The sequence below is a fragment of the Enterococcus sp. AZ035 genome (assembly GCF_050548325.1).
GTDB lineage: Bacteria > Bacillota > Bacilli > Lactobacillales > Enterococcaceae > Enterococcus > Enterococcus faecalis.
Genome location: NZ_CP172958.1, coordinates 1592853 through 1616574, shown reverse-complemented (window position 1 = coordinate 1616574; position 23722 = coordinate 1592853). Strand labels below are relative to the sequence as shown.

The window sequence follows — 23722 nt, the reverse complement described above, 5'->3', positions numbered from 1 at the left end:
GTTCCTGTGATTAAATAACATAAAAAATGGGCTCCTTATATAAAGAAAAATAACAAAAGAAATTTTGAATATTGACGTTTTTTTTAGGTACGTTATGATAAACGAGAGGTGATTTTATGTTAAAAACGCAAATTGTTGATTATTTACGCAATCAAACAGCTTTTTTTGAACCATCTTTAGTCAGTGAAATTTTCACAGCAAGCAATATTGCAACGACATTTTCTATCAAACGAAATACAGCTAGTCACTATTTAAATCAGTTAAACGAAGAAGGAATTCTAGTTAAGATCAATACACGACCGGTTTACTTTTTTCATAAAGAAGCGTTTCAGCAACAAAACTATCTTTTAAAAAGAACTGTTTATCAAAGTTTCCAAGAAATGATCGATGAACAGCCTGTTTTTGATCGCAAAAGTGATTTTTTTCAGTCGGTCATTGGTTATCGCGGTAGTTTAGCCCAGACCATCGAACAATTAAAAATGGCAGCGCTTTATCCTGGCGGTGGATTGCCTGTCTTAATTACAGGTGAAAGTGGTACGGGTAAAAGTTTTTTAGCATCCTTATATTATCAGTTTTGTCTTTCAAAAGAACTACTTGACGATTCAGCACCTTTTGTAACAGTTAATTGTGCGCAATATGCCAACAATCCAGAGCTTTTAACTAGTCAATTATTTGGACATCTTAAAGGCGCTTTTACGGGAGCAGATTCCGATAAAATTGGGGCCTTTCAAAATGCAGAAGGGGGCGTTTTATTTTTAGATGAAGTTCATCGTTTGAGTCCTGAAGGGCAGGAAAAATTGTTTACATTTTTAGATCAGGGTATTATTTATCGAATGGGTGAAACCAATCGGCCCATTCCTGTTACGTGTCGGTTGTGCTTTGCCACAACTGAAGAAATTTCTAGCACCTTTTTAACGACATTTTTAAGACGAATTCCTATTCAAATTAAAATCCCAAGTCTTGCTGAACGCACTCAAGCGGAAAGAAAACAATTAATTATGCGAGCATTTTATGAGGAACAGCAAGCTATTCAAAAAGCAGTTACTATCACGCCACAAGTTATCCAACTTTTAGAAAACCACCATTATGTAGGCAATGTAGGTGAATTAAGAAATAATATAAAAATTATTACTGCACGCAGCTTTGCCGCCAATCTTGATAAATGTGTTATTCCAATCACTTTGCACGATCTACCGAAAGAATTTCTGGATCAATCAATCAAACTAGCTCCTGATGAAAATGAATTGCCTATTCGTTTAGATGAGCAAACAAATCTGGTTAGTTTGTTAGAGGAAACAGAGCTTGCGCAAAGAAGAATTATCCAGAGTTATGAACGAATCCTTCGTCTTTATGTCTCTCACCATCATCATCTTTCCACTGCTAATAACGATATCTCGAAAGAAATTGAACGCTTATTCGATGATTTATTATTTGAAAAGAAGCGAGAGAAAAATCACGAAATGCTATTGTTTATTACGCAAAATATCCGTCAATTATTGGAAACGATTGAATCGTCTTATCAAATTCGGTTTAATGGCAGTTTAGTCTATGCATTAAGCACCTATCTGTTTCAACGAAGATGCATTGATTGGTTTCCAGAACAAGAACCTACAACAGTCATTGACGAACTTTTAACAGAAGTTCAAACCAAATTAGCAACTAGTTATGGCTACGCTGAACAACTGTTAACTTTAGTGAAACGTTCATTAGATATTGAACTATCCCAGATGGATCGAATTATTGTCACCATTTATCTTCACTATTCGGGTTCAGTAAAGAAAAGTCACTATCCGAAAGCGGTGATTGTTGCCCACGGATATGCCACAGCAAGTAGTATTGCGAATGTTGCAAATCGGCTGTTAAATGTGCCAATTTTTCAATCGTTTGACATGCCGTTAGATGTTACTCCCAAAAAAATTTCCGAACACTTAATTCACTATATGGAACGTCAAGAAACGAGGAATGGTTTAGTAATTCTTTTTGATATGGGTTCATTGAAAGAAATTTATCAGTATTTTCCGGCAGAAGAAGAAGGTCCTTTTTTATTAATGAATAATGTGACAACAAGCTTGGCTCTGTCTATAGGAGAAGCCATTAAAGACGAAGTTTCTTTTGAAGAATTGCCCCAAAAAGCGTTAACGGTTCATCCAAATGAATGGGAAATCATATTACCTGAAAATAAAACGGAACGTGTCATTTTAACAACGTGTAGTACCGGAATTGGCACAGCCGTTAAAATTAGAGATTTACTTGAAAAAAGTTTACCTGCGGAAGCACAATTAAAGATTATTCCTTGTGAATATAATCAATTACGTAATGCAGAGTCGATCAAAGAAAGTTTTCCAGAATATGAGATTGTCGGCATCATCGGTACAAACAACCCGTCTTCAAATGACCTCCCGTATATCTCTTTAGAAGAGTTGATTGCAGGAAAAGGAATTACGACCCTTTTAGAATGGACAAAGAGAGAATTAACTAAAGATATGCTGTCCTATGTAAATCATGAGTTGATTCGTAACTTTTCATTAGATCGGGTCATTCAATCAGTGACGATTTTAGATACAGAAAAAATTATTCGACAAGTAGAAGTCTTTTTAATTCAATTAGAAGAGCGGTGGCAACAAACAATTCAAAATGATCGTAAATTAGCGGTATATGTCCATGTCAGTTGTTTAATTGAACGATTAATCCGGAATGAACCTATTGAAAATTATAATGGCGCTGAACAACTAAAGCAGTGTCAAAGAACGGTCTTGCAAGAGTTAAAAGAGGCGTTTAGTGTCATTGAAAAAGTTTATAGTGTCAATATACCTGAATCGGAGCTTTTTTATGTCTATGATGTGTTGTTTGGAAAAACGGAGTTTAACAACGCAGAAAGCGATTTTTAAAATAAAAAGGAGGGAGTGCCACTTTTTTGGCACTCTTTTTGCTATATAAAGAAGTAAGTGAGGTGAAGAAAATGGAACGTAAAATTATTCTGGCAACACATGGTAATTTCGCTGCAGGGATTCAGACATCATTAGCTTTAATTTGTGGTGAAACAAAGAATGTGGAATGTCTTTGCGCTTATATGGAACAACCTTATGATTTAGCTAAGACGGTCAAAGACATTTTAAAGAACAATCAACAAAATGAATTAATTGTGATTACAGACCTATTTGGCGGAAGCGTGAATAACGAATTCTTTAATTATGTGGGGAAACAAGCAATGCATTTAATTTCAGGATTAAATTTAGCAACATTAATTGAAATATATACCCAAATAAATACTGTTGATTCATTAGTTGATTTAGTAAAACGTGCCGTTGAAAACGGACAAGAAAGTCTTTGTTATTGTAATGAGTTATCTAGTAAAGAAATTTTAGAAGAAGAATTTTAGGAGGAAATGAAATGATTAAATTGTTAAGAGTCGATCATCGCTTGTTACATGGTCAAGTGGCTTTTTCATGGACCCAAGGCTTAGGAGCCGATTGTATTTTAATCGCAAATGATGACGTACCTAAAAATGATATTCGAAAAACAACCATTAAGCTAGCTAAACCAGCAGGAGTAAAACTGGTCATTAAAACGATTGAAGATGCGATTGCCGCACTAAAAAGTGGTGTTACAGAAAAATACAAACTTTTTATTGTAGTTGAAAGTGTGGAAGATGCTTATCGATTGGCTACTGCTTATCCAGAAATAAAAGAAATTAACTTAGGAGGAATGAAAGTAAGGGAAAATACTCGAAACATTTCTAAAGCAATTAATATCACACCGGATGAAGAAAAAATGGTTAAAGAATTGGTCGCAAATGGTTGTGAAGTTGAAATTCGACAAGTCCCAAATGACAAAAAAGTAGCAGCATTAAATGTCTTGTAGAAAGGAGAAATAAAAATGATAGGACAAGCGATTCTTTTAGGTTGCATCGCTTTTATTGCGCAGTCGGAATATGCTTTAGGAACCTCGTTGCTTTCAAGACCAATTGTAACCGGTTTATTTGTCGGAATTGTATTAGGTGATGTCAAAACGGGCGTAATCATGGGCGCGACCTTAGAGTTAGCTTTCATCGGTTCTTTTTCAGTGGGCGCATCAATCCCACCTGATGTAGTGACTGGTGGGATTCTTGGTACAGCGTTTGCTATTACTGCTGGCGCAGGAACAGAAACAGCCTTAGTCTTAGGCTTACCAATCGCAACGTTAACGTTGATTCTTAAAAATATTTATTTGGGTTTGCTCATCCCAATCATGAGTCAAAAAGCTGATCAGTATGCTGAAGAAGGAGCATATAAAGGGGTGGAGCGCATGCATTTACTTGCAGGCTTTGGCTTATCGTTCATGCTAGCGCTCATTGTAACTATTTCATTTGCCGTGGGCAGCAACACCATTAAAGGCTTACTTGATCTGATCCCTGAATTTATTCAACATGGATTGTCTGTTGCAACGGGGATTATTCCAGCGCTAGGATTTGCGATGCTTGCACGCTTACTGATTAACAAACAAGTGGCGCCATATTTCTTTTTAGGTTTTGTCTTAATGGCCTACTTTAAGTTACCTGTAACAGGAGTAGCAATTTTGGGTGCCATTACAGCAGTAATTGTTGTGAATATCATGAATTATGCCAAAGGAAAGAATGAAACAATACAAACAACAAGTGGGGAGGTAATTGATGATGACGAAGACTTCTAAAACTAAGACAGAAAACTTAATTACAAAAAAAGAACTTAATCAAGTCTTTTGGCGTTCATTTCAAATGGAATTTTCATGGAATTATGAACGTCAGATGAATATGGCTTATGTCTATGCCATGATCCCTATTTTAAAGAAATTATATCCTCAAAAAGAAGAGATGGCGGCAGCTTTAAAACGGCATCTTGCTTTCTTTAATACTACGCCGCATATCGTGACGTTTATTTTAGGAATTAATGCTGCAATGGAAGAAGAAAATGTTCTGGATGAAAATTTTGAAGTTGGAACAATCGATAGTATTAAAACCTCGTTAATGGGACCTTTAGCTGGTTTAGGTGATTCCTTTTTCTGGGGAACCTTACGCTTGATTGCAACAGGTGTTGGAACTTCGTTAGCTTTACAAGGGAATGTGTTAGGGCCAATTCTATTTTTACTCATTTTTAACGTCCCCCATGTGATTGTTCGTTATTTACTGAATCGTTGGGGCTATAAATTAGGAACTGGTTTTCTCAAAAAGATTCAAGCAAATGGCATGATGGAAAGTCTCACATTAGGCGCTTCAATAATTGGCTTGATGGTGGTAGGTGCTATGACCGCCTCCATGATTGATTTAACTATCCCGATTACAATCAGCGGAAGTGGGAAAAATGCAGTCACGGTTCAAAATATCTTTGACGATATCATGCCTAAATTATTACCGCTTGCATCTTTTGGTTTTGTTTTTTATTTATTGAAAAAAGAAGTAAAACCTTTAGCGATTTTAGGTGGCATGGCAATTGTCGGAATTCTTGGCTCATTAATTGGTCTATTTTAGGAGGCAAAATATGAAAACGATGCTGGATTATATAAATGAGGAGCAAGCAGCTCTAACTCAGATTCTTAACCAATTTCAATTAACTGATACAGACGTTTCAAAGGTCACGCACTGTCTAATTTTAGCAACTGGCTCGTCACATAACGCTTGTCAGGCGGCTAAAGTTTACCTTGAAGAAGTGGCGCCTATTTATGTGGAAATCCAAGAGCCGTTCAATTTTGCTCATTATGGCAAAGTGGATGATCGGTTTGATCTGGTCGTAGCGGTTTCGCAAAGTGGTAAAAGTGCTTCAACAATTGATGCCATTGCAAAAATTAAAAACCAAACGTCTGTAAAAACAGTGGCCTTGACAAGTGATGTCACCAGCCCGATTACGGAGGTTGTGGATGAAGTCCTGGATTTAAAAATAGGGCTTGAAACAGTTGGTTTTGTCACAAAAGGGTATACGGCAACACTTTTAAATTTATTTCTATTTGGTTTGAAACTGGGCTATCAAAAGCATCAATTAACAAAAGTAGAGGTTGAAGAAGAATTAGCAAAACTTACCAAAGCAATTCAGGAAATCGATTCGGTGATTTATAAAACCGAACAATTTTGGCAAAAAACGAAAAAAGAATTAACAGAGGGGACACGATTTATCGCAATTGGTTATGGGCCCAATATTGGTACGGCGAAAGAGTTTGAGACGAAGTTTACAGAAACAGTTCGCTTACCTTCCCAAGGATTTGAAGTCGAAGCCTATATGCATGGGCCTTATCTTGAAGCGGATAATACACATCTTTTGTTTTTTATTGAAAATCAAAGTCCTATTCAAGCACGTAGCCAAGCCTTGAAAAATTATCTAGCCAGTTATGTTGGCCAATGTTACACAATTACAACGCGTTCAACGAGAGCATCAAATACGTTAGATTTAGCAAGTGATGTCGAAGAAAAAATTAGTCCTTTATTGTTAGTTATTCCATTTCAATACTTGGCGTATCAAGTAGCTACAAGTAAAGGAATTGATTTATCTCAACGGATTTTTGATGATTTTGATTGTGTCCTAAAAAGTAAAATAGCAAAGAAAGAGGGAAATCAGCCATGTTAAAATTTAATGAAGAACAACAAATCAAAGACATACGAGGTGCCTTAGCCTTGCGTTCAGATGTTGAAAAAGTTGTTGATCAAGTTTGGACGAAAGGATTTGATGCGGTTTATTATTTAGGAATCGGCGGTACTTATGCTTCAGCCATGCAAGCAGTTACTTATGCGAATGGAAAAAGTAATTTACCAATCTATGTTCAACATGCTGCTGAGTATTACACAACAGGCAATAAACGTTTAACAGAAAAATCATTCGTCATCTTGTCTTCCGTTACTGGGACAACACAAGAAGTGGTGCAAGCCGTTCAAGAAATCAAAAAGGTCGGCGCAACGCTATTTGGTTTTATTGATGCAAAAGATAGTCTTTTAGCAGATTTATGTGATTATGTGGTGACTTATCCAGCTCCAGGAACTGAGCAAATCAAGTTCTTTATGGTAGCTGATCGTTTAATGCAAAAAAACAACGAATTTACAGATTACGAAAATTATTACCAAGAATTGGAAGAATATTTGCCTACAGGTTTAGCTGAAGCCGAAAAAAGTGCCGATGCGTTTGGCTTAGCTTTTGCGGAAAAACATCGTCATGATAGCATTCACTATTTTATTGGCGCAGGGAACCAATGGGGAGCGGTTTATTCTTATGCAATGTGCTATTGGGAAGAGCAAAGTTGGCTTCGTTCAAAATCAATTCATGCAGCAGAGTTCTTACATGGAACGCTAGAAATTGTAGATGAAACTACGCCAGTAACGTTGTTTATTGGAGAAGACGAGCAGCGTCCGTTGGCAGAACGAGTAGCAAAATTATTGCCGAAAATCTGTGCCAATTATACAATTATTGATTCGAAAGCGTATGAACTTCCAGGAATTAGTGAAAAATATCGTGGCCGAGTTGTTTCATTTCTCCTAATGCATGCGGTAACGCAACGCATTGATGCGCATGTAGAAAAATTAAATTGTCACCCATTAGAGATTCGTCGTTATTATCGTCAATTTGATTACTAAGACAAAATAGCCTCTTTTTCCAGCAAGCCTGTGGTAGACTGAAGAGAGAATACTTCAGAAAGTAGGAAAACCAATGACAAAACCGAAAATCTATACAATGACCTTTGCCAGTGTTTACCCGCTATACATCCAAAAAGCAGAACGTAAAAATCGAACGCAAGCGGAGGTTGACGAAATTATTTACTGGTTAACTGGTTATGATGAAAAAGGCTTGCAACAACAATTGGCTCAAAAAGTAACGATGGAAACATTTTTTGAAGAAGCACCCAATTTTAATGAAAACGCCCAATTGATCAAAGGCGTAATTTGTGGCTATCGCGTGGAAGAAATTGAAGATCCTTTAATGCAAAAAATCCGTTACCTAGATAAATTAATCGACGAATTGGCCAAGGGAAAAGCGATGGAAAAAATTTTAAGAACATGAAAACAGGGTCTCAATGAGACCCTGTTTTCATGTTCTCTTGTACACGGAATTTAACTATTTCCTGTATTAATGAAAGAGGTAACTCTTGCGTGTAGGGAAATTGAATGGCACCTTTTGAGGTTTTAAAAGGGCGTAATTCTTTGCTGAAACGTTGGATGGCTGATGGCGTAGGATAGAAACCTAAATGTTGCTTAGCCGCCGCAAAATGCACTAAATTGCCATTTAAGTAAAAGGTCGGCATTCCATAAGCGATTTTTTCAGTAGTCTCCTGAGGAACAACTGCTAAAATTGCTTGGTAGATTTCTGTTAACTGTGTTTGATGTTGGGGTTGCTGGCGAATATAGTTTGCAATGATGGTCATATAAAAACACCTCCGTTTGTTTCAGTATACTATGTAAAAAATAAAAGGCGAAGGAGATACAAAAAAACCGTCTAGTATTTTTTCTTTACTAAACGGCTTTTAGCTTAAATAACTACCTAAAGGGTCTTGCATGGAAATGTTTGTCACTCCTTAGTTTAATTGTTTTAAGTGTGCAATTGCTTCTTCAATTGTGTGACCAGTTGCTGTTTTACTTTCATTTTTTGCATCAAAAACAATGAAAATATTTTTGTCTGTGTCTAATTGAATACGGTATTGAATGTTTTTTACTTTGTAAGTCATAGTTATTCTCCTTTCATAAAGTACTCTAAAAAGGCGACGATAACTGATAACGAAATTCCATTGTTACTATACCACTGGAAAATTATTTTTGCAACAAATAACATTTTTTCTTTACCATTCCTTAGACTTCTTTGCTAGCTACTTCTTTACATTCTTTTTCAAGAAGCATAAAATAAATACATTACTAGTTTTTGAATAGGAGATCGATGTGAAAAAGAGAGTTGAAAAATTTAGGCGATGGCCCTACCGTTACCTTTTGTATGGAATCGGGTTCATCTTATTAATTATTTTTAGTAATTTATATTTGCAATGGTGTCAGAATAACTTGTCTGTTGATCTAGCCTTCAAGTTTGCTTTTTCGTGGCATACGGAAAAGTTTTTCTTAGGTTGTTTTGTGCTAAGCGTTTTTTTACTTTTTTTATGTAGTTTGGCAGGTTCATTAGGAGTTGGCGCTCTTTTATATAGTGTCATAATAGGTGTTTTAGGATTTGCGGACTATCAAAAGATGTTTTATCGTGTCGAACCTATTTATCCAGACGACTTAAAAATGATCACAGAAGTTAGTTTATTAAAAGAAATGGTTGGTTTATGGCCGTTTATTTTTGTGGTAGCGTTAGGTTGTGTAGCACTTTTTTTCTTAGGAAAAGCCTTTTATAAAAGTTTCTTTTTATCGAAGAAAAAACAAACGATTCGTGTGTTAAGTCTTGTTCTTTCGATTGGTCTATTTTCATATATTGGTGATTTTAACAATCCGCAAAATTTGTTACGTAAAGCCTATAATAAAACCGCGTTATGGATTCCTTACAGCCAAAAAATGAATTACTACAATACAGGATTTATTGGTGGTTTTCTATATAATTTAAAAGTAGAGGCTATGGACCAACCAAAGGGCTATTCAAAAGAAGCTATTTCAGAAATTACTCAGAAGTATCAAAAGTTGGCCGAGGCGAAAACACTGCCGAGCAATGAGCAACCAAATATTGTGTTTGTCATGAGTGAAAGTTTTTCAAATCCAGATCATCTGAAAGGCTTGTCCATTATTGGTAATCCTTTAGCTGATTATCAGCAAATCGCTGATAAAACTTACAGTGGCCAGATGCTTTCACAAAACTATGGGGGCGGAACTGCGAATATTGAATTTGAAGCCTTAACAAGTTTTTCGATGGAATTAATGAATGCTCAAATGACTACACCTTATACGATGATGATTCCTAAGATGACGGAATTGCCTTCCATTGTTTCATTACTTAAGGAACAAAAGTACCAAACAACGGCTATTCATCCGTACAATACATCTATGTATAAACGAAAAGATGTGTATAAAATTTTAGGTTTTGATCAATTTATCAATGAAAAAACAATGAACTATACGGATAAACTAGAAAATAATCCTTACATTTCAGATCAAGCAGCGTATCAGGAAGTGACGACACTGCTTAAAGAAAAAGAGCAACCGCAATTCATTCATTTAGTTACTATGCAAACACATATGCCCTATGAAAACAAATACACAACGTCCAATTATTTTTCTCAAGGAAACGGCAATCAAGTCGCGCTCAATAATTACTTGCAAGATATTGCCTACAGTAGCGAAGCTTTGAAAAATTTCCTACAAGAAATCGAAAAAATGCCCAAACGCACATTAGTCGTTTTTTGGGGAGATCACTTACCAAGTATTTATGATGAAAACATTCAAGCGTTGAATGAAGGGGCAGCCCTTCACCAGACAGAATTTCTAATGTATGATACGGCGAACCAGTTAACAGAAAAAAATCAGCATCAAGCAATCATTAGTCCATTTTATTTTGCTCCCTCACTTTTCCAACAAAGTGGCTTACCGCAATCGGGATTTTACGCTATGCTAAATGAGGTACAAGAACAATTGCCTGCTTTTGAAAAGGGGAATTACTATCTCGGTGGGGAATGGAAAAAAACAGTAGAAATGAATAAAAAGCAAGAACAACTATATGAGGAATACCGACTGATTCAATATGACATTGTTTCAGGGAAACAATATAGTTTAGAAAATCAATTTTTTAGCTAAAAAGAGCCTGGGACAAAAATCACTTTGGATTTTTGTCCCAGGCTCAAAACCTGATAAACGGCGGGAACAGAACCAACTCCTTCGGAAATAAGCCGAAATTCTCCAAAAATTAAAGAGCAATTTTCGGAAATTTCTTCTTATTTCTCGGAGCTAAACGGTTCTGTCCCGACCTCTTGAGTTTTATTTTAAAGTTTTACGATAAACAATGACATAATAGCTGAAAGCTAACAGACAAGCAAAACTTAAAAAGTAAAGCGGCAAGACCCAAATGGTACCATTGTGAAAGTAACTAATCAAATAGGTAAAGAAACTAACAAACAAGTAATAGACAAAACTAAAAATCCCACTGGCAGTACCAATTACAGATTCATAGCCTTTTAAGGCCATACTTAAGGCATTGGGCAAAGTAATATTAATCCCTAAGAAAAAGAGAAAAATAAACAAAATAAGACCAATGATTGTTTCAAATTGTGTCATTATTAATAAACAGCAAGCCGCAAAGATACTTAGCAGCAAACCAGCAAAGGCAATTTTTTCCGCTGACCAATATCCTAGCAACCAATTGATAAGAACCGCAGCAAGAATACTAGACACAGCTAAAACTAAACCAAGAAAGCCATATTGGACACTGCTAAAGCCAAAGTGATTGATGAAAATAAACGGAGCTTCTGCATAGTAGCTAAACAATAAACCATTAATGCCCCCAATCAATAAGCCGTAGCACCAAACTTTCGAGTCGAAGGAAAGGCGTTTCGCCACGGACCAAAAAGGCGCTTTCGTTAAGGTATTTCCTAAGTGAAAGGTTTCTGGTAAACGATAAAAACTATAGAAAAGTAATAGAACAGCCATGACAATTAAGGTGCTAAAGACATGCTGATAGCCAAAATAGGTTTGAACAAGTCCGCCGACTAAGGGTCCGATGGCAGGAGATAGCGATAGGGCAGCGCTTGTTTGAGCAAAAATTTTCCCTCTTTGAAGATCGTTAAAGCTTTCCCGCATCATCGATTGGGTAATGACAGAACCAACGCTTGCACCAAATGCTTGAATTAAACGGAAGAATAACAGCCAAGGAAATGTCGGACTCAAAAAAAGGCCAATATTTCCAATTAAATAGCATAAAATTCCTAATAACATAGCTGGGCGACGTCCAATCGTATCGGATAGAATTCCCCAGAATAAAACGCCAACGGCAAAGGCAACAAAATAAATACTCATGGTTAATTGTGCCACGCTATCGTGAATGTTAAAAGCAGAACTAAGCGCTGGCAAAATGGGTGTGAAAATCGACTCGCTGATTTGTGGAAATCCCACAAGCAAAATAATAATTAGTAATGATGGGACGGTGTTTCGGGTGTTTTTCATGATTTTTCTCCTTAAAAGTTTAATCTAATCAAAAACACCCATTGTCTTTTACAACCGCCAAATTTAAAATAAGTAAAATAATGTCACCAACTTTCCTTGAAATTTTTTATTATACAAAGTCTAAATGAAGCAGCGCTTCTTCTTGACTAAATTCATAAGTGTAGCGACCGGATAAACCGGCAAGCTCACCTGATGCTTGAAATAGTTTACCTGGGCAGTCTAAAAGACCCTGTGTAAACGTCCCTTTTTCGCAAGCAGTAAAGGTGCCTTTTTTTCCTAAATAAGTTCCTTCGAAATGGAGGAAACCGACCACTTGAGCCACAGCTTCAAGCCCATCTGCCATTGAAGAGCCTTGATAAGTCATTAAGTATTCCACAGAAGCTGTCCCAGATAAGGCGCCTGACAATTGATAAGTAGCGCTCGCTTGATTTACTGGGAAATTTTCATTAAGATTGTCAATCGGTTGTTCTTGCCAACTAGATACAGTAAATGATGCTTGCTCCATTGCTGTCCCTTCTTTCTTATTAATAAGAATAGGGTAGCGGGAAGCGCACTATTTGTCAACAATCCACCACTTTAACTCTTCATTTTTTGCACAAAAGAATGTAACGCTAAGCGGTTGATGTGATAAGCAGTTCCTTGTTTTTGAATAAAGCCGCGCTCTCGAAATTGTTTGAAGGTATAAATAAGATGGCGATAACTAACCCCTAAGTATTCGGCAATCTCAGTATGTTTTTCTTTATAAACATCTTCGTGATTAGCGGCAACCAATAGCAATTCCGCTAGCCGATAACTTAGTTCATAGGTCTGATTCGTTGTAAAGTGGTCCACCCGTTGAAGCATTTTTTTCCCTAGATAATGGCTGAGTTGCTGCATAAAAAGCACCTTGTTTTTTAAAACAGTTTCTGCGTAAGCTAAAGGTACAGCCAAACAACAGGTTTCACCTAAGGCGATAACGTCCTTGGTTATCGTTTCCGCTTGAACTAATGTTAAATCGCCAATTAAATCACCTGCCGTTAAAAACTGAACAATGGATTGGCGGCCATTGCGTTCTGTTTTTAAAATTTTCGCTTTTCCTTTGATTAAATAAAAAAGATAATTTAATGGCTCTGCTTGGTGATGAATGAATTCTTGATTTTCAAAATCGATAATAAAACTGTGTTTTAAATCAGTTTCATTAAAAAAAGGCGTATTTTTAGCTAATTCTTGTTTCGGTGATCGTTGGTAGGCTGTTTTAAGCATTTTTTCTCCTTGTAATAGGAGATATCTCCTATTTGTTTCTTCTATTGTAGCACATAATAGACGTATCAAGAGTAGAGGAGTTTTTATAATGTGGAAGAAAAAAATTGTGCTATCGTTTCTTTTTTATTTAATTAGTGCATTGGGCATCAGTTTGACAATTCAAGCAGGCGTTGGAGTTAGTAGTTTTAATGCATTTAATGTGACCTTTGCAACACTTACTCATTTAAAAGTCGGGACGGTTACCACAGCTATCAATTTCGCTTTTTTAGGCACGTGTTGGTTGTTAGATCAGCAGCGTAAAATTCAGGACTATTTGATTATTTTGGTGGCGTTAATTGGCTTTGGTTTTGTCATTAATTTTTTCTTATATCAATTATTTGGTTCGCTTGTTTTTCAAAATTATTTGGTTAAAATTGTTCTATTTATTTTAGGGACAATCATAGCAGGAATCGGGACAGGACAGGTAGTTGCGCTAGGTGTTTTGCAATTTCCCATTGAAAAATTTTGTACACTTATTTCTGAAAGAACGCGCTATAGTTTTCAGTTTTATCGTTATTTAGTTGATATTTTTTGTGTCAGTTTAGCACTAGGATTGTCCATTAGTTATCATTTGCCGATTTTTGTTCGTGAGGGAACCGTGATTAGTCTTTTCTTACTTTCTTGGGTTATTAGTTGGTCGCGAAAGCGGGGGCAACAGCGTATTTTACGAATACAAATCAAGAAACTGGAATCCGAATGAAAGGATTTCAGTTTTTTTCAAATGAGCAGAACTTTTATTTGAAAAAAAGAGTGGAAAACGGTATACTAATTAAGTAATTATTCATAACATTGGTTCTCCAATCAATGTTAAATAGTTTTTTCATGAGGGAGTAACTGACAGTATTTATGCTGTGACAACATCACCAACTCCGAAAGCAATTTCTGGTGTTGTCTTAAACGGTGAGACTTATGTATGTTCGACGAAGTAGCATACACAAGTCTATTTTTTTTCATTTATTTTTGATGAAATGTAAAATAGTACTTGAAGGATGCTGCAAAAAATAGAGGAGGAAGAACATGTCAGAAGAAAAGAAAACACAATTGTCTGAAGCGTTTTACGCACAAGACGACACAGTTGTTTTGGAGAAAATGAACACAACAACTGATGGATTAAGTGCACAGGAGGCTCAAAAGCGTTTAGAAACGTACGGGGAAAATGTGCTAGATGAAGGGAAGAAAAAATCACTTGCCGTGAAATTCTTTGAGCAATTCAAAGATTTTATGATTATTGTTTTATTAGCGGCAGCGGTCATTTCAGCCGTCTTTTCCCATGATGTGGTAGACTCGATTATCATCTTAGTGGTTGTTATCTTGAATGCCATCTTTGGGGTCATCCAAGAAGCCAAAGCGGAACAAGCCATTGAAGCATTAAAAGAAATGTCTTCACCAAATGCTAATGTTCGCCGTGATGGACACGTCATTACTGTTAAAAGCGATGAATTAGTGCCAGGTGACATTGTTTTATTAGAAGCAGGGGATGTCGTTCCAGCCGATTTACGTTTATTGGAAGCGAATAGCTTAAAAATTGAAGAAGCAGCGTTAACCGGTGAATCTGTTCCAGTTGAAAAAGAAGTAACCATCTTAGAGGGAACCGATATTGGTATCGGTGACCGAATCAATATGGCTTATTCCAATAGTAATGTGACGTATGGACGTGGTCTTGGCGTTGTGGTTGGCACAGGAATGAATACAGAAGTCGGTAAAATTGCTGGCATGCTAGCAAGCGAACAAGAAACGGAAACGCCTTTAAAACAAAACTTAAACCAATTGGGTAAAATGTTAACAATTGCCATTTTAGTCATTGCAGCGGTGATGTTTGTGGTAGGAATGATGAATGGTCGTTCATGGATTGACATGTTATTAACGTCAATTTCGTTAGCTGTAGCGGCAATTCCAGAAGGATTACCAGCGATTGTCACGATTATTTTGGCTTTAGGTACCCAAAAAATGGCCAAGAAAAATGCGATTGTCCGTAAGTTACCAGCCGTTGAAACATTAGGAAGTACAGACATTATCTGTTCAGATAAAACAGGTACGTTAACCTTAAATCAAATGACCGTTGAAGCGTTGTATACAGATGGTCAAGTTTTATCTGCTTCCACAGAAATCCCTGCCGATAATATGGCTTTAAAAATCATGAACTTTACGAATGATACAAAAATCGCTCAAGATGGTTCATTAATTGGTGACCCAACAGAAACTGCCTTAGTACAATTTGGTTTAGATCATGCGTTTAACGTAACCGAAAAAGTAGCAGCTGAACCTCGTGTGGCAGAGATTCCTTTTGACTCTGATCGTAAATTAATGACTACTGTTCATGAATTAAAAACAGGTGGCTTCCTAGTTTCTGTCAAAGGTGCACCAGATGAATTATTGAAACGTTGTACGGAAATCTTATCAAATGGAGAAACAAGTCCATTAGATGAAACAAAACGTCAAGAAATTTTGAAAACAAACACCTCATTAGCGAAACAAGCCTTACGTGTTTTAGGAATGGCTTATAAATATGTTGAGACGATTCCAGCCGAAATGAGTTCTGAACTTGTGGAAAAAGATTTAACATTTGCTGGTTTAGTCGGTATGATTGACCCAGAAAGAAAAGAAGCTGCAGATGCTGTAAAAGTCGCGAAAGAAGCGGGTATTCGTCCAATTATGATTACGGGTGACCACCGTGATACAGCAGAAGCAATTGCGGCACGTTTAGGCATCATCAAAGAAGGCGACGACGATGCAGTCATTACAGGCGCTGAATTAAATGAATTGTCAGATGAAAAATTCGCACAAGTCGTGGGACACTACTCTGTCTATGCTCGTGTTTCACCAGAACACAAGGTTCGGATTGTTAAAGCGTGGCAACAAGAAGGAAAAGTGGTTGCGATGACTGGTGATGGCGTAAATGATGCCCCAGCCTTAAAAGCTGCTGACATCGGGATTGGTATGGGAATTACCGGAACAGAAGTATCAAAAGGTGCTTCAGATATGGTCCTTGCCGATGATAACTTTTCAACAATTATTGTGGCAGTAGAAGAAGGACGTAAAGTCTTCTCAAATATCCAAAAAACGATTCAATATTTACTTTCAGCTAACTTAGGGGAAGTATTAACCTTGTTTATTGCAACAATGCTCAATTGGGATACCTTGTTACCTGTTCACTTATTGTGGATTAACTTAGTAACGGATACTTTCCCAGCGATTGCGTTAGGTGTGGAACCAGCAGAACGTGATGTGATGAGCCATGAACCTCGTGGTAAAAAATCGAACTTCTTCTCTGGCGGCGTTTTAAGCAGTGTTGTTTATCAAGGGATTACGCAAGGGGCATTGACTTTGATTGTGTATAAAATGTCAATTATGTTCCCAGCACATACCGCAGCTAACACAAACTTATCGGCGCAAGCGTTGTATGATTTACAACACGGCGATGCTTTAACCATGGCCTTCGCTACTTTGGGATTAATTCAATTGTTCCATGCCTTTAATGTGAAGTCGATTTATCAATCAATTTTCAAAGTTGGCTTATTCCGCAACAAATCATTTAACTATGGGATTCTTGTTTCGTTCTTGCTATTAGCTGCAACGATTGTTATTCCAGGATTTAATGATTTATTCAGCGTTACACATTTAGATGCATATCAATGGGCAATTGTAGCAGGTACTTCTTTTGCTATCATCCCAATTGTGGAAATTGTGAAGTTCTTCCAACGTAAAGCAGGTAAAGGTGCTTAATAAATAAGAAAAGAAAATTGGCTGGTACTTAAACCAGTCAATTTTTCTTTATGTAAGGAGTGAAAGGGCTTGAAACGGAAAATTATTTTCGAAACACAACGACTTATTGTCAGAGAATGGCAGTCGGAAGATGAAGTGGAATTGAAAAAATTTTTGCAAGATGAAAATGTGATGTATGCTTATGAACACGCTTTTTCTGATGAAGAGGTCGCAAACTGGCTAAAGTGGAACTTACAGTCCTATCAAGAATACGGCTACGGCTTATGGGCGTTAGAGAAGAAACGAACAGGCGAAGTCATCGGCGAGTGTGGTCTCACCAATCAATTAGTAAAAGGTAAGAGCTATCCAGAAATTGGTTATCATTTATGTGTGAAAGAATGGCACAAAGGGTATGCGATTGAAGCTGCCGCAGCGACAAAACAGTACGCATTCGATGTATTAAATTTTCCAGAAGTTATTTCAACGATTCGTGATACGAACTTAGCCTCTATGAATGTCGCTATTCGAAACCAGATGCTTGTTAGGGATCGATACATTAAAACATACCATGGCAAAACGATGCCTCACTATGTTTTCTCTGTTAAGAATCAAAAGAATAAAGACTGAAAAAGTGCCACTTGTCAGATGGAATAGAAAAAGTGTAAAATGGAGTGAAAGAGAAAAGGGAAAAGAGGGATGGTTATGAGACCAAATTTAGGATTTTACGTTCAAACAATTAATGATATCGTTAAAACAACAGAAGATATTGGCGAAGTCATGAATCCATATTACGAAGAAGTTCGTCAAGCGATCGATAAGAATAAAGTGAATGATTTAACAGCCGAACGAATTGCAGAAATTCAAGCAAAATTTAAAGAAGGTACTGAAAAATATGAATTAATGCTCAAAAAAGTCGGAACATTAAAACCAACACCACAAGTACTTGGCATTCACAAAAAATTTCAACATGCTTATACAGAATATGTAGCAGGATGCAATGAAATGATTTTAGCAACAGATCCAGAAACAGGCATTGATGCAGATTTATTTAATGCTTCAGAGGAAAAGCAGGATCAAGCAACGGATGAATTAACCTTTGCCATTACGCGGATGAGCAACATTCTTTTGAAAAAATAAAAAACTAATAAAAATAACTAACGAATTTAATATTTTTTTCATGTCTTTTTTATGGACAAAAGAGAAAGTGTATTGTATTATTAATTCATACCAACAACAACCTTTTTATTTTTCATTTTACTCTTATTGAGTAAATACTCCTTTTCCATCGGCAAAACTGCCGGTGGTTTTTTTGTTATTTTTTTATTTAATAATAAAACAACCTTTGATTTTATTAAAATCAAAGGTTGTTTTAGCTTGTTAATTTTCAACATTTCGCACATAATCATCAAAGTATTGAATTAACTCTTTCTTGATTTGTTGATAATCTGCTTCAGAATAGTTCTTTTCTTCTAGCGTACCATTAAAAAATGGCAAATTTAATTCTTCTTTTAAACGTTCAATCACTTCTTCTTGCTTCATAAGGACCCCTTCTCAACGAATTGTTCTCTTCTATTATAGAACATTGTAGTCATCCGTCAATTGTTCAAAGGCAATTTTCATTTCCTCTAGACGTTCATTCAATTGATTGGTTTCATCTTCTTCATTGAAAAAATGTTGTTTTAATTCAAAATAAAAATTTTCGAAGGCTTGGAAAAAAGGCTCAGACTTGTTGTTTTCAAGAGCAGGAACACTTGTGTAGAGAACACGAGCGCTATGATAGTAAGTGAAAACCTCGTTAATATTTAATAAAATACGCGCTTCCTCTGGGCGTGGTCGACTTGTAACTAAGTCATGTAAAGATAAACTTTTTGTATGGGTTTCAGATAAATAAAATAAAAATAGTTCCAATTGCTCTTTTGTTGCAGACATGAAAACTCCTCCTCAAACAGTAGTAACATTTATTATAAATGAAAATGAAAGTGCTTGAAAAGCAATGCGCTCAGCAAAAATAATTATTTTAAGGGAAAACTATAGTTGTTGCTTTAGCATTCTTTTTAATCATGATAAACTGAGAGAAGTATAGTAGGTCCTGACAGAGGAGGAAACAAATGAAAATTGTGATTATTGGTGCATCATTCGCAGGTATTTCCGCAGCAATTGCTTCAAGGAAAAAATATCCCCAAGCAGAAATTTCTTTAATTGATAAACAAGCAACAGTGGGGTATTTATCTGGTGGCTTAAGTGCGTATTTTAATCATACCATCAATGAATTACACGAAGCACGTTACATAACGGAAGAGGAATTACGTCGTCAAAAGATTCAGTTGCTTTTAAATAGAGAAGTTGTAGCAATGGATGTTGAGAACCAATTGATTGCTTGGGCACAAAAGGAAGAGCAACAGTGGTATTCTTATGATAAATTGATTCTAGCGACAGGCGCAAGCCAGTTTTCCACGCAAATTCGTGGTAGTCAAACAGAAAAACTACTCAAATATAAATTTTTATCAGGTGCTTTAGCGGCTGTTCCATTACTGGAAAAAAGCCAGACAGTAGCTGTCATTGGTGCAGGACCCATTGGAATGGAAGCTATTGATTTTCTTGTGAAAATGAAGAAAACGGTCCATGTCTTTGAAAGCTTGGAAAATCTATTGCCTAAATATTTTGATAAAGAAATGGTCGCAGAAGTTCAAAAATCTTTGGAAAAACAAGCAGTAATTTTCCATTTTGAAGAAACGGTCCTAGGAATTGAAGAAACAGCAAATGGTATTGTTCTTGAAACAAGCGAGCAGGAAATTTCTTGTGACAGTGGGATTTTTGCTTTAAACTTACATCCTCAATTAGCCTATTTGGATAAAAAAATTCAACGGAATCTGGATCAGACAATCGCGGTGGATGCTTATTTACAAACTTCAGTGCCGAATGTTTTTGCCATCGGTGATTGCATTTCAGTTATGAATGAACCAGTCGCGGAAACTTTTTATGCTCCGTTAGTGAACAATGCGGTACGAACTGGCTTAGTAGTCGCCAACAATTTAGAAGAAAAAACACACCGATTCATTGGCTCTTTGCGAACAATGGGAACAAAAGTGGGGGACTATTACCTTGCTAGTACAGGTCTAACCGAAACGGAAGGTTTATTTTTTCCGCAAACACTTGCTTCCATAATTGTTAGACAGCCAGCGCCGCCTCTACAACATGGGACAGAAATTTTAGGCAAATTAATCTATGATAAAGTGACGCAACGGGTCCTTGGTGCACAGCTTTGTTCAAAAAACAATTGTTTAGAAAAAATAAATACTTTAGCATTAAGTATCCAAACAGGTCAGACACTGACAGACCTATTACAAAAAGATTATTTTTATCAACCTTCCTTAACCAATATTTATGATATTACAAATTTGATGGGTGCTTCGGCTTATTGGAGAGAGAACGATGAAAGTTGAGACATTATTAGAAAAGAAAGCGATGCGACAATTATTAACGGTACAACAAACCATCTTAGCAGGCGGCACCTGCTCAGTCTCTGATTTAACAGCATTTTTAGCGGTCACAAAAGCCTCCTTTGAAAAAGACTTAGAGGATTTACATTATTTTTTGAAACCTTTTGGACAGGATTGTCAGCTTACTTATGATGGCCAACAGCTATCAATCACCTTATCGGATTTTTTTTCGTTGAATCATTTAATTGAAGCATTTGTAAAAGAGTCTCTTAAATTTCAACTTTTAGATTATTTATATCGTAATAAAGAGTTTTCTATTGTTCAATTAACGACTAAATTTATGATTAGTGAGTCTTCTTTATTTCGAAAGATTAAGGAACTCAATCAATTGTTAGCCGTCTTTGATTTGCAAATAAAAAATGGACAACTACAGGGAGAAGAATTGCAGATTCGTTACTTTTACTTTCAGTTGTATTGGTATATTACTCCCTATGAAATACACCAGAAAAAAACGATGTCGCCGTTAAATAAACGGATAATTGAAGGGATTGAGACTGGCTTAGGTTTTACTTTTAATGAACATAATGCGTTAAAAGTTAGCCTTTGGTTGAGTATTACGAAAAAGCGCCTAGCGGTCACTTCAAAAAAATATCAACAATTGAGAAAGAAAATGATTGATTTTAAAGAAGATCCGTTATTTAAGCAAGTCCGACAATTGTTTTTCCGTTTTTCTAGTCGCTATTCATTAGAATTAGACGAAGGAGAAAGCATGATTCATTTTGTTTTTCTAATCACAATGTCGGTCTTACCAGAATCAGCTTTTGATGAATATTCCTTAATTCGGGGACGTCGTTCCGCTGTTTCTTTAGCTGATACGTTTATCTTGGAAAATGTGGTCTTGTATTATCGGCCCCATAAATTTGAACCTACTCTTGAGAAAACCATGGCTTACTATTTTTCACAAATTCATGGAAAACTGTATTTTTTTAAAGGAGAATTGGAAGTCTTTGATCGGGCCCATATCTGGGAAAAAGAACAGCAATTATCTAGTCGGGAATTAGCTTCTTTTTCAACAACGTTATTAGAAAAAGCTTTAGCTTGTTTTGATGAAACGTATCAACCAGGAGATAGTTTGCATGAACTTTCTCTGGTCAAATATTTAAGCGTGTTGGCATTAATTGAATTTAAAATGATTGGTGAAATAAAAATTGGAATTCATTTAGCAATGGATGCTCTTTATCAAGCGGCGTTAACACAAGTATTAATGCTTAGTCTTAAAAATATGAATGGCACGCTGGTGGAGAGGTATCAGCCTGAACAAACATATGATTTAATTGTGACCAATTATCAGCAAACGAGCTATCAAGGAACACCGGAAGTCTATGTTTTGTCAGAATTAAGTTCGACCTATGATGTGCAACAATTAAAAAAGAAAATACGCACCTTGCGGGAGAAATAAACAAAAGGTTGGTGTGACGGAAATTGTCTGATCCTCGCACCAGCCTTTTTACAATTAAAAGTCGAAAATTAGGCTTTTTTAAACAAAAATGTTTCTTTTTATTGAAAAATTAGAGATAATAAAAGTATTATTGAAAGCGTTGTCTTTGTTGGTTTTAGTAGAAATCCTTTCAATTTTTTTAAAATAAAAAAAGTTTTTGACATGTTTAGTTATTCTTTTATTTGTAAGATAGGGACATAAAGAAAACGATTTCAAAAACGTTTAGGAGGAATTATCATGGCAGAAGAAAAATACATTATGGCGATTGATCAAGGAACGACTAGTTCTCGTGCAATTATTTTTGATAAAAAAGGAAACAAAATTGGTAGTTCACAAAAGGAATTTACTCAATATTTTCCTAATGCAGGCTGGGTGGAACATAATGCCAATGAAATTTGGAATTCTGTTCAATCCGTTATTGCAGGTTCTTTAATTGAGTCAGGAGTGAAACCTACAGATATTGCCGGAATTGGGATTACAAACCAACGGGAAACAACCGTTGTTTGGGACAAAGCAACTGGGTTACCCATTTATAACGCAATTGTTTGGCAATCACGCCAAACGACACCTATTGCTGATCAACTAAAAGAAGATGGCTACAGCGAAATGATTCATGAAAAAACTGGGTTAATCATTGATGCTTATTTCTCAGCAACGAAGGTTCGTTGGATCTTAGATCACGTAGAAGGTGCGCAAGAACGTGCAGAAAATGGAGAATTGATGTTTGGGACAATTGACACTTGGCTCGTTTGGAAATTAACGGGAGATACTCATGTCACTGATTATTCAAATGCAAGTCGGACGATGTTGTTTAATATCCATGATTTAGATTGGGATCAAGAAATTTTGGATCTTTTAAATATCCCACGAGTGATGTTACCGAAAGTCGTTTCGAACTCTGAAGTGTATGGATTAACAAAAAATTACCATTTTTACGGAAGTGAAGTTCCTATCGCTGGGATGGCTGGTGACCAACAAGCCGCCTTATTTGGTCAAATGGCCTTTGAACCTGGGATGGTTAAAAATACCTATGGAACAGGCTCATTTATTGTCATGAACACTGGCGAAGAACCTCAACTTTCTAAAAATAATCTGCTTACCACTATTGGCTATGGCATTAACGGCAAAGTATATTATGCCTTGGAAGGAAGTATCTTCGTGGCTGGTTCAGCGATTCAATGGTTACGAGATGGCTTAAAAATGTTGCAAACGGCTGCTGAATCTGAAGCAGTAGCCAAAGCGTCAACAGGGCACAATGAAGTTTATGTGGTTCCGGCATTCACTGGTTTGGGCGCACCATATTGGGATTCACAAGCGCGTGGGGCTGTCTTTGGATTAACACGCGGTACCACGAGAGAAGATTTTGTCAAAGCGACACTTCAAGCAGTTGCGTATCAAGTTCGTGACATTATTGACACGATGAAAGAAGATACAGGCATAGATATTCCCGTCTTAAAAGTAGACGGTGGAGCAGCAAACAATGATTTCTTGATGCAATTCCAAGCAGATATTTTAAACACTGCTGTTCAAAGAGCCCATAACTTAGAAACAACGGCCTTAGGCGCAGCTTTCTTGGCGGGCTTAGCGGTTGGCTTCTGGAAAGACTTAGAAGAAATCAAAGCATTCCAAGAAGAAGGACAACAATTTGAACCAATTATGGCGGAAGAAGAACGAGAAGATTTATATGAAGGTTGGCAACAAGCAGTAGCAGCTACCCAACAATTCAAACGTAAAAATAAGTAA

23 protein-coding genes are annotated in these 23722 nt (G+C 36.5%); 16 read left to right on the top strand and 7 right to left on the bottom strand.

The window, feature by feature from the left end:
- Nucleotides 1-116 precede the first annotated feature (116 nt).
- From IGL32_RS07790 to IGL32_RS07755, 8 genes are all read left to right on the top strand, one after another.
- Nucleotides 117-2888: a sigma 54-interacting transcriptional regulator gene (locus tag IGL32_RS07790; RefSeq protein ID WP_430600031.1), complete on the top strand. Its 2772-nt coding sequence runs from the start codon at nucleotides 117-119 to the stop codon at nucleotides 2886-2888.
- A gap of 71 nt (nucleotides 2889-2959) precedes the next feature.
- The gene (locus IGL32_RS07785; protein ID WP_002389037.1) at nucleotides 2960-3379 is read left to right on the top strand and encodes a PTS sugar transporter subunit IIA; all 420 of its coding nucleotides are present in this window, start codon (nucleotides 2960-2962) and stop codon (nucleotides 3377-3379) included.
- Nucleotides 3380-3390: 11 nt separating this feature from the next.
- Complete coding sequence (locus tag IGL32_RS07780; protein WP_002357106.1) at nucleotides 3391-3861, top strand: PTS sugar transporter subunit IIB; 471 nt, start codon at nucleotides 3391-3393, stop codon at nucleotides 3859-3861.
- A 15-nt stretch (nucleotides 3862-3876) separates the two neighbouring features.
- Nucleotides 3877-4668, top strand: a complete 792-nt coding sequence (locus IGL32_RS07775) for a PTS mannose/fructose/sorbose/N-acetylgalactosamine transporter subunit IIC (RefSeq protein WP_002357107.1) — start codon at nucleotides 3877-3879, stop codon at nucleotides 4666-4668.
- Nucleotides 4649-5482 carry a PTS system mannose/fructose/sorbose family transporter subunit IID gene (locus tag IGL32_RS07770; RefSeq protein WP_002383120.1) on the top strand — a complete coding sequence of 278 codons (834 nt, stop codon included), beginning with the start codon at nucleotides 4649-4651 and terminating at the stop codon, nucleotides 5480-5482. The genes IGL32_RS07775 and IGL32_RS07770 overlap by 20 nt, the downstream gene beginning before the upstream one ends.
- A 10-nt stretch (nucleotides 5483-5492) precedes the next feature.
- The gene (locus IGL32_RS07765) at nucleotides 5493-6569 is read left to right on the top strand and encodes an SIS domain-containing protein (RefSeq protein ID WP_016633810.1); all 1077 of its coding nucleotides are present in this window, start codon (nucleotides 5493-5495) and stop codon (nucleotides 6567-6569) included.
- A complete protein-coding gene (locus tag IGL32_RS07760; protein WP_002369188.1) occupies nucleotides 6563-7567 on the top strand; it encodes an SIS domain-containing protein in 1005 nt (334 codons plus the stop codon). Before IGL32_RS07765 ends, IGL32_RS07760 begins: the two co-directional genes overlap by 7 nt.
- 73 nt (nucleotides 7568-7640) lie before the next feature.
- Complete coding sequence (locus IGL32_RS07755) at nucleotides 7641-7991, top strand: DUF2200 domain-containing protein (protein ID WP_002360043.1); 351 nt, start codon at nucleotides 7641-7643, stop codon at nucleotides 7989-7991.
- Nucleotides 7992-8001: 10 nt separating this feature from the next.
- Here IGL32_RS07755 and IGL32_RS07750 read toward each other — a convergent pair whose 3' ends face one another.
- Both IGL32_RS07750 and IGL32_RS07745 read right to left on the bottom strand, forming a co-directional pair.
- Nucleotides 8002-8352, bottom strand: coding sequence for an iron chaperone (locus IGL32_RS07750; protein WP_002357112.1), 351 nt, complete (start codon nucleotides 8350-8352; stop codon nucleotides 8002-8004).
- 150 nt (nucleotides 8353-8502) lie between these two features.
- The gene (locus IGL32_RS07745; protein WP_002357118.1) at nucleotides 8503-8652 is read right to left on the bottom strand and encodes a hypothetical protein; all 150 of its coding nucleotides are present in this window, start codon (nucleotides 8650-8652) and stop codon (nucleotides 8503-8505) included.
- A 208-nt stretch (nucleotides 8653-8860) separates the two neighbouring features.
- Here IGL32_RS07745 and IGL32_RS07740 point away from each other — a divergent pair, with 208 nt between their 5' ends.
- A complete protein-coding gene (locus tag IGL32_RS07740; RefSeq protein ID WP_002379566.1) occupies nucleotides 8861-10696 on the top strand; it encodes an LTA synthase family protein in 1836 nt (611 codons plus the stop codon).
- Nucleotides 10697-10876: 180 nt separating this feature from the next.
- Here IGL32_RS07740 and IGL32_RS07735 read toward each other — a convergent pair whose 3' ends face one another.
- From IGL32_RS07735 to yeiL, 3 genes are all read right to left on the bottom strand, one after another.
- Nucleotides 10877-12058, bottom strand: coding sequence for a multidrug effflux MFS transporter (locus IGL32_RS07735; protein ID WP_002365813.1), 1182 nt, complete (start codon nucleotides 12056-12058; stop codon nucleotides 10877-10879).
- A 109-nt stretch (nucleotides 12059-12167) separates the two neighbouring features.
- Complete coding sequence (locus tag IGL32_RS07730) at nucleotides 12168-12563, bottom strand: DUF3224 domain-containing protein (protein WP_002379564.1); 396 nt, start codon at nucleotides 12561-12563, stop codon at nucleotides 12168-12170.
- Nucleotides 12564-12634: 71 nt separating this feature from the next.
- The gene (gene yeiL / locus IGL32_RS07725; protein WP_002379563.1) at nucleotides 12635-13300 is read right to left on the bottom strand and encodes a transcriptional regulator YeiL; all 666 of its coding nucleotides are present in this window, start codon (nucleotides 13298-13300) and stop codon (nucleotides 12635-12637) included.
- Nucleotides 13301-13388: 88 nt separating this feature from the next.
- On the opposite strand from yeiL, the gene IGL32_RS07720 reads away from it, so the two are divergent.
- From IGL32_RS07720 to IGL32_RS07705, 4 genes are all read left to right on the top strand, one after another.
- A complete protein-coding gene (locus IGL32_RS07720) occupies nucleotides 13389-14039 on the top strand; it encodes a YczE/YyaS/YitT family protein (RefSeq protein WP_002383117.1) in 651 nt (216 codons plus the stop codon).
- 317 nt (nucleotides 14040-14356) lie between these two features.
- Nucleotides 14357-17062: a cation-translocating P-type ATPase gene (locus tag IGL32_RS07715; protein ID WP_002377094.1), complete on the top strand. Its 2706-nt coding sequence runs from the start codon at nucleotides 14357-14359 to the stop codon at nucleotides 17060-17062.
- A gap of 69 nt (nucleotides 17063-17131) precedes the next feature.
- Entirely contained in the window at nucleotides 17132-17668 is a 537-nt protein-coding gene (locus tag IGL32_RS07710; RefSeq protein WP_033625032.1) for a GNAT family N-acetyltransferase, read from the top strand.
- Nucleotides 17669-17737: 69 nt separating this feature from the next.
- Complete coding sequence (locus IGL32_RS07705) at nucleotides 17738-18178, top strand: hypothetical protein (protein WP_002385841.1); 441 nt, start codon at nucleotides 17738-17740, stop codon at nucleotides 18176-18178.
- A gap of 240 nt (nucleotides 18179-18418) precedes the next feature.
- On the opposite strand, the gene IGL32_RS07700 is transcribed toward IGL32_RS07705, so the two are convergent.
- The gene (locus IGL32_RS07700; protein ID WP_002357133.1) at nucleotides 18419-18580 is read right to left on the bottom strand and encodes a hypothetical protein; all 162 of its coding nucleotides are present in this window, start codon (nucleotides 18578-18580) and stop codon (nucleotides 18419-18421) included.
- A gap of 33 nt (nucleotides 18581-18613) precedes the next feature.
- On the bottom strand, nucleotides 18614-18970 hold the full coding sequence (locus IGL32_RS07695; protein ID WP_002357135.1) for a hypothetical protein: 357 nt from the start codon (nucleotides 18968-18970) through the stop codon (nucleotides 18614-18616).
- A 179-nt stretch (nucleotides 18971-19149) separates the two neighbouring features.
- Between IGL32_RS07695 and IGL32_RS07690 the strand changes: the two genes are divergently transcribed.
- The 3 genes from IGL32_RS07690 (at nucleotide 19150) to glpK (ending at nucleotide 23722) form a co-directional block, all read left to right on the top strand.
- On the top strand, nucleotides 19150-20484 hold the full coding sequence (locus IGL32_RS07690) for an FAD-dependent oxidoreductase (RefSeq protein WP_156210010.1): 1335 nt from the start codon (nucleotides 19150-19152) through the stop codon (nucleotides 20482-20484).
- Nucleotides 20474-21940 carry a helix-turn-helix domain-containing protein gene (locus tag IGL32_RS07685; RefSeq protein ID WP_002383114.1) on the top strand — a complete coding sequence of 489 codons (1467 nt, stop codon included), beginning with the start codon at nucleotides 20474-20476 and terminating at the stop codon, nucleotides 21938-21940. The genes IGL32_RS07690 and IGL32_RS07685 overlap by 11 nt, the downstream gene beginning before the upstream one ends.
- Before the next feature lie 276 nt (nucleotides 21941-22216).
- Nucleotides 22217-23722, top strand: a complete 1506-nt coding sequence (gene glpK / locus IGL32_RS07680; protein WP_002357138.1) for a glycerol kinase GlpK — start codon at nucleotides 22217-22219, stop codon at nucleotides 23720-23722.

Excerpts from the sequence above, each read along its gene's own strand:
- IGL32_RS07685 (WP_002383114.1), top strand. The coding sequence starts at position 20,474 with ATGAAAGTTGAGACATTATTAGAAAAGAAAGCGATGCGACAATTATTA.
- IGL32_RS07755 (WP_002360043.1), top strand. The coding sequence starts at position 7,641 with ATGACAAAACCGAAAATCTATACAATGACCTTTGCCAGTGTTTACCCG.
- IGL32_RS07730 (WP_002379564.1), bottom strand. The coding sequence starts at position 12,563 with ATGGAGCAAGCATCATTTACTGTATCTAGTTGGCAAGAACAACCGATT.
- IGL32_RS07785 (WP_002389037.1), top strand. The coding sequence starts at position 2,960 with ATGGAACGTAAAATTATTCTGGCAACACATGGTAATTTCGCTGCAGGG.
- IGL32_RS07700 (WP_002357133.1), bottom strand. The coding sequence starts at position 18,580 with ATGAAGCAAGAAGAAGTGATTGAACGTTTAAAAGAAGAATTAAATTTG.
- glpK (WP_002357138.1), top strand. The coding sequence starts at position 22,217 with ATGGCAGAAGAAAAATACATTATGGCGATTGATCAAGGAACGACTAGT.
- IGL32_RS07790 (WP_430600031.1), top strand. The coding sequence starts at position 117 with ATGTTAAAAACGCAAATTGTTGATTATTTACGCAATCAAACAGCTTTT.
- yeiL (WP_002379563.1), bottom strand. The coding sequence starts at position 13,300 with ATGCTTAAAACAGCCTACCAACGATCACCGAAACAAGAATTAGCTAAA.
- IGL32_RS07745 (WP_002357118.1), bottom strand. The coding sequence starts at position 8,652 with ATGACTTACAAAGTAAAAAACATTCAATACCGTATTCAATTAGACACA.
- IGL32_RS07750 (WP_002357112.1), bottom strand. The coding sequence starts at position 8,352 with ATGACCATCATTGCAAACTATATTCGCCAGCAACCCCAACATCAAACA.
- IGL32_RS07760 (WP_002369188.1), top strand. The coding sequence starts at position 6,563 with ATGTTAAAATTTAATGAAGAACAACAAATCAAAGACATACGAGGTGCC.
- IGL32_RS07720 (WP_002383117.1), top strand. The coding sequence starts at position 13,389 with ATGTGGAAGAAAAAAATTGTGCTATCGTTTCTTTTTTATTTAATTAGT.
- IGL32_RS07780 (WP_002357106.1), top strand. The coding sequence starts at position 3,391 with ATGATTAAATTGTTAAGAGTCGATCATCGCTTGTTACATGGTCAAGTG.
- IGL32_RS07735 (WP_002365813.1), bottom strand. The coding sequence starts at position 12,058 with ATGAAAAACACCCGAAACACCGTCCCATCATTACTAATTATTATTTTG.
- IGL32_RS07765 (WP_016633810.1), top strand. The coding sequence starts at position 5,493 with ATGAAAACGATGCTGGATTATATAAATGAGGAGCAAGCAGCTCTAACT.
- IGL32_RS07705 (WP_002385841.1), top strand. The coding sequence starts at position 17,738 with ATGGTTATGAGACCAAATTTAGGATTTTACGTTCAAACAATTAATGAT.
- IGL32_RS07690 (WP_156210010.1), top strand. The coding sequence starts at position 19,150 with ATGAAAATTGTGATTATTGGTGCATCATTCGCAGGTATTTCCGCAGCA.
- IGL32_RS07770 (WP_002383120.1), top strand. The coding sequence starts at position 4,649 with ATGATGACGAAGACTTCTAAAACTAAGACAGAAAACTTAATTACAAAA.
- IGL32_RS07775 (WP_002357107.1), top strand. The coding sequence starts at position 3,877 with ATGATAGGACAAGCGATTCTTTTAGGTTGCATCGCTTTTATTGCGCAG.
- IGL32_RS07695 (WP_002357135.1), bottom strand. The coding sequence starts at position 18,970 with ATGTCTGCAACAAAAGAGCAATTGGAACTATTTTTATTTTATTTATCT.
- IGL32_RS07715 (WP_002377094.1), top strand. The coding sequence starts at position 14,357 with ATGTCAGAAGAAAAGAAAACACAATTGTCTGAAGCGTTTTACGCACAA.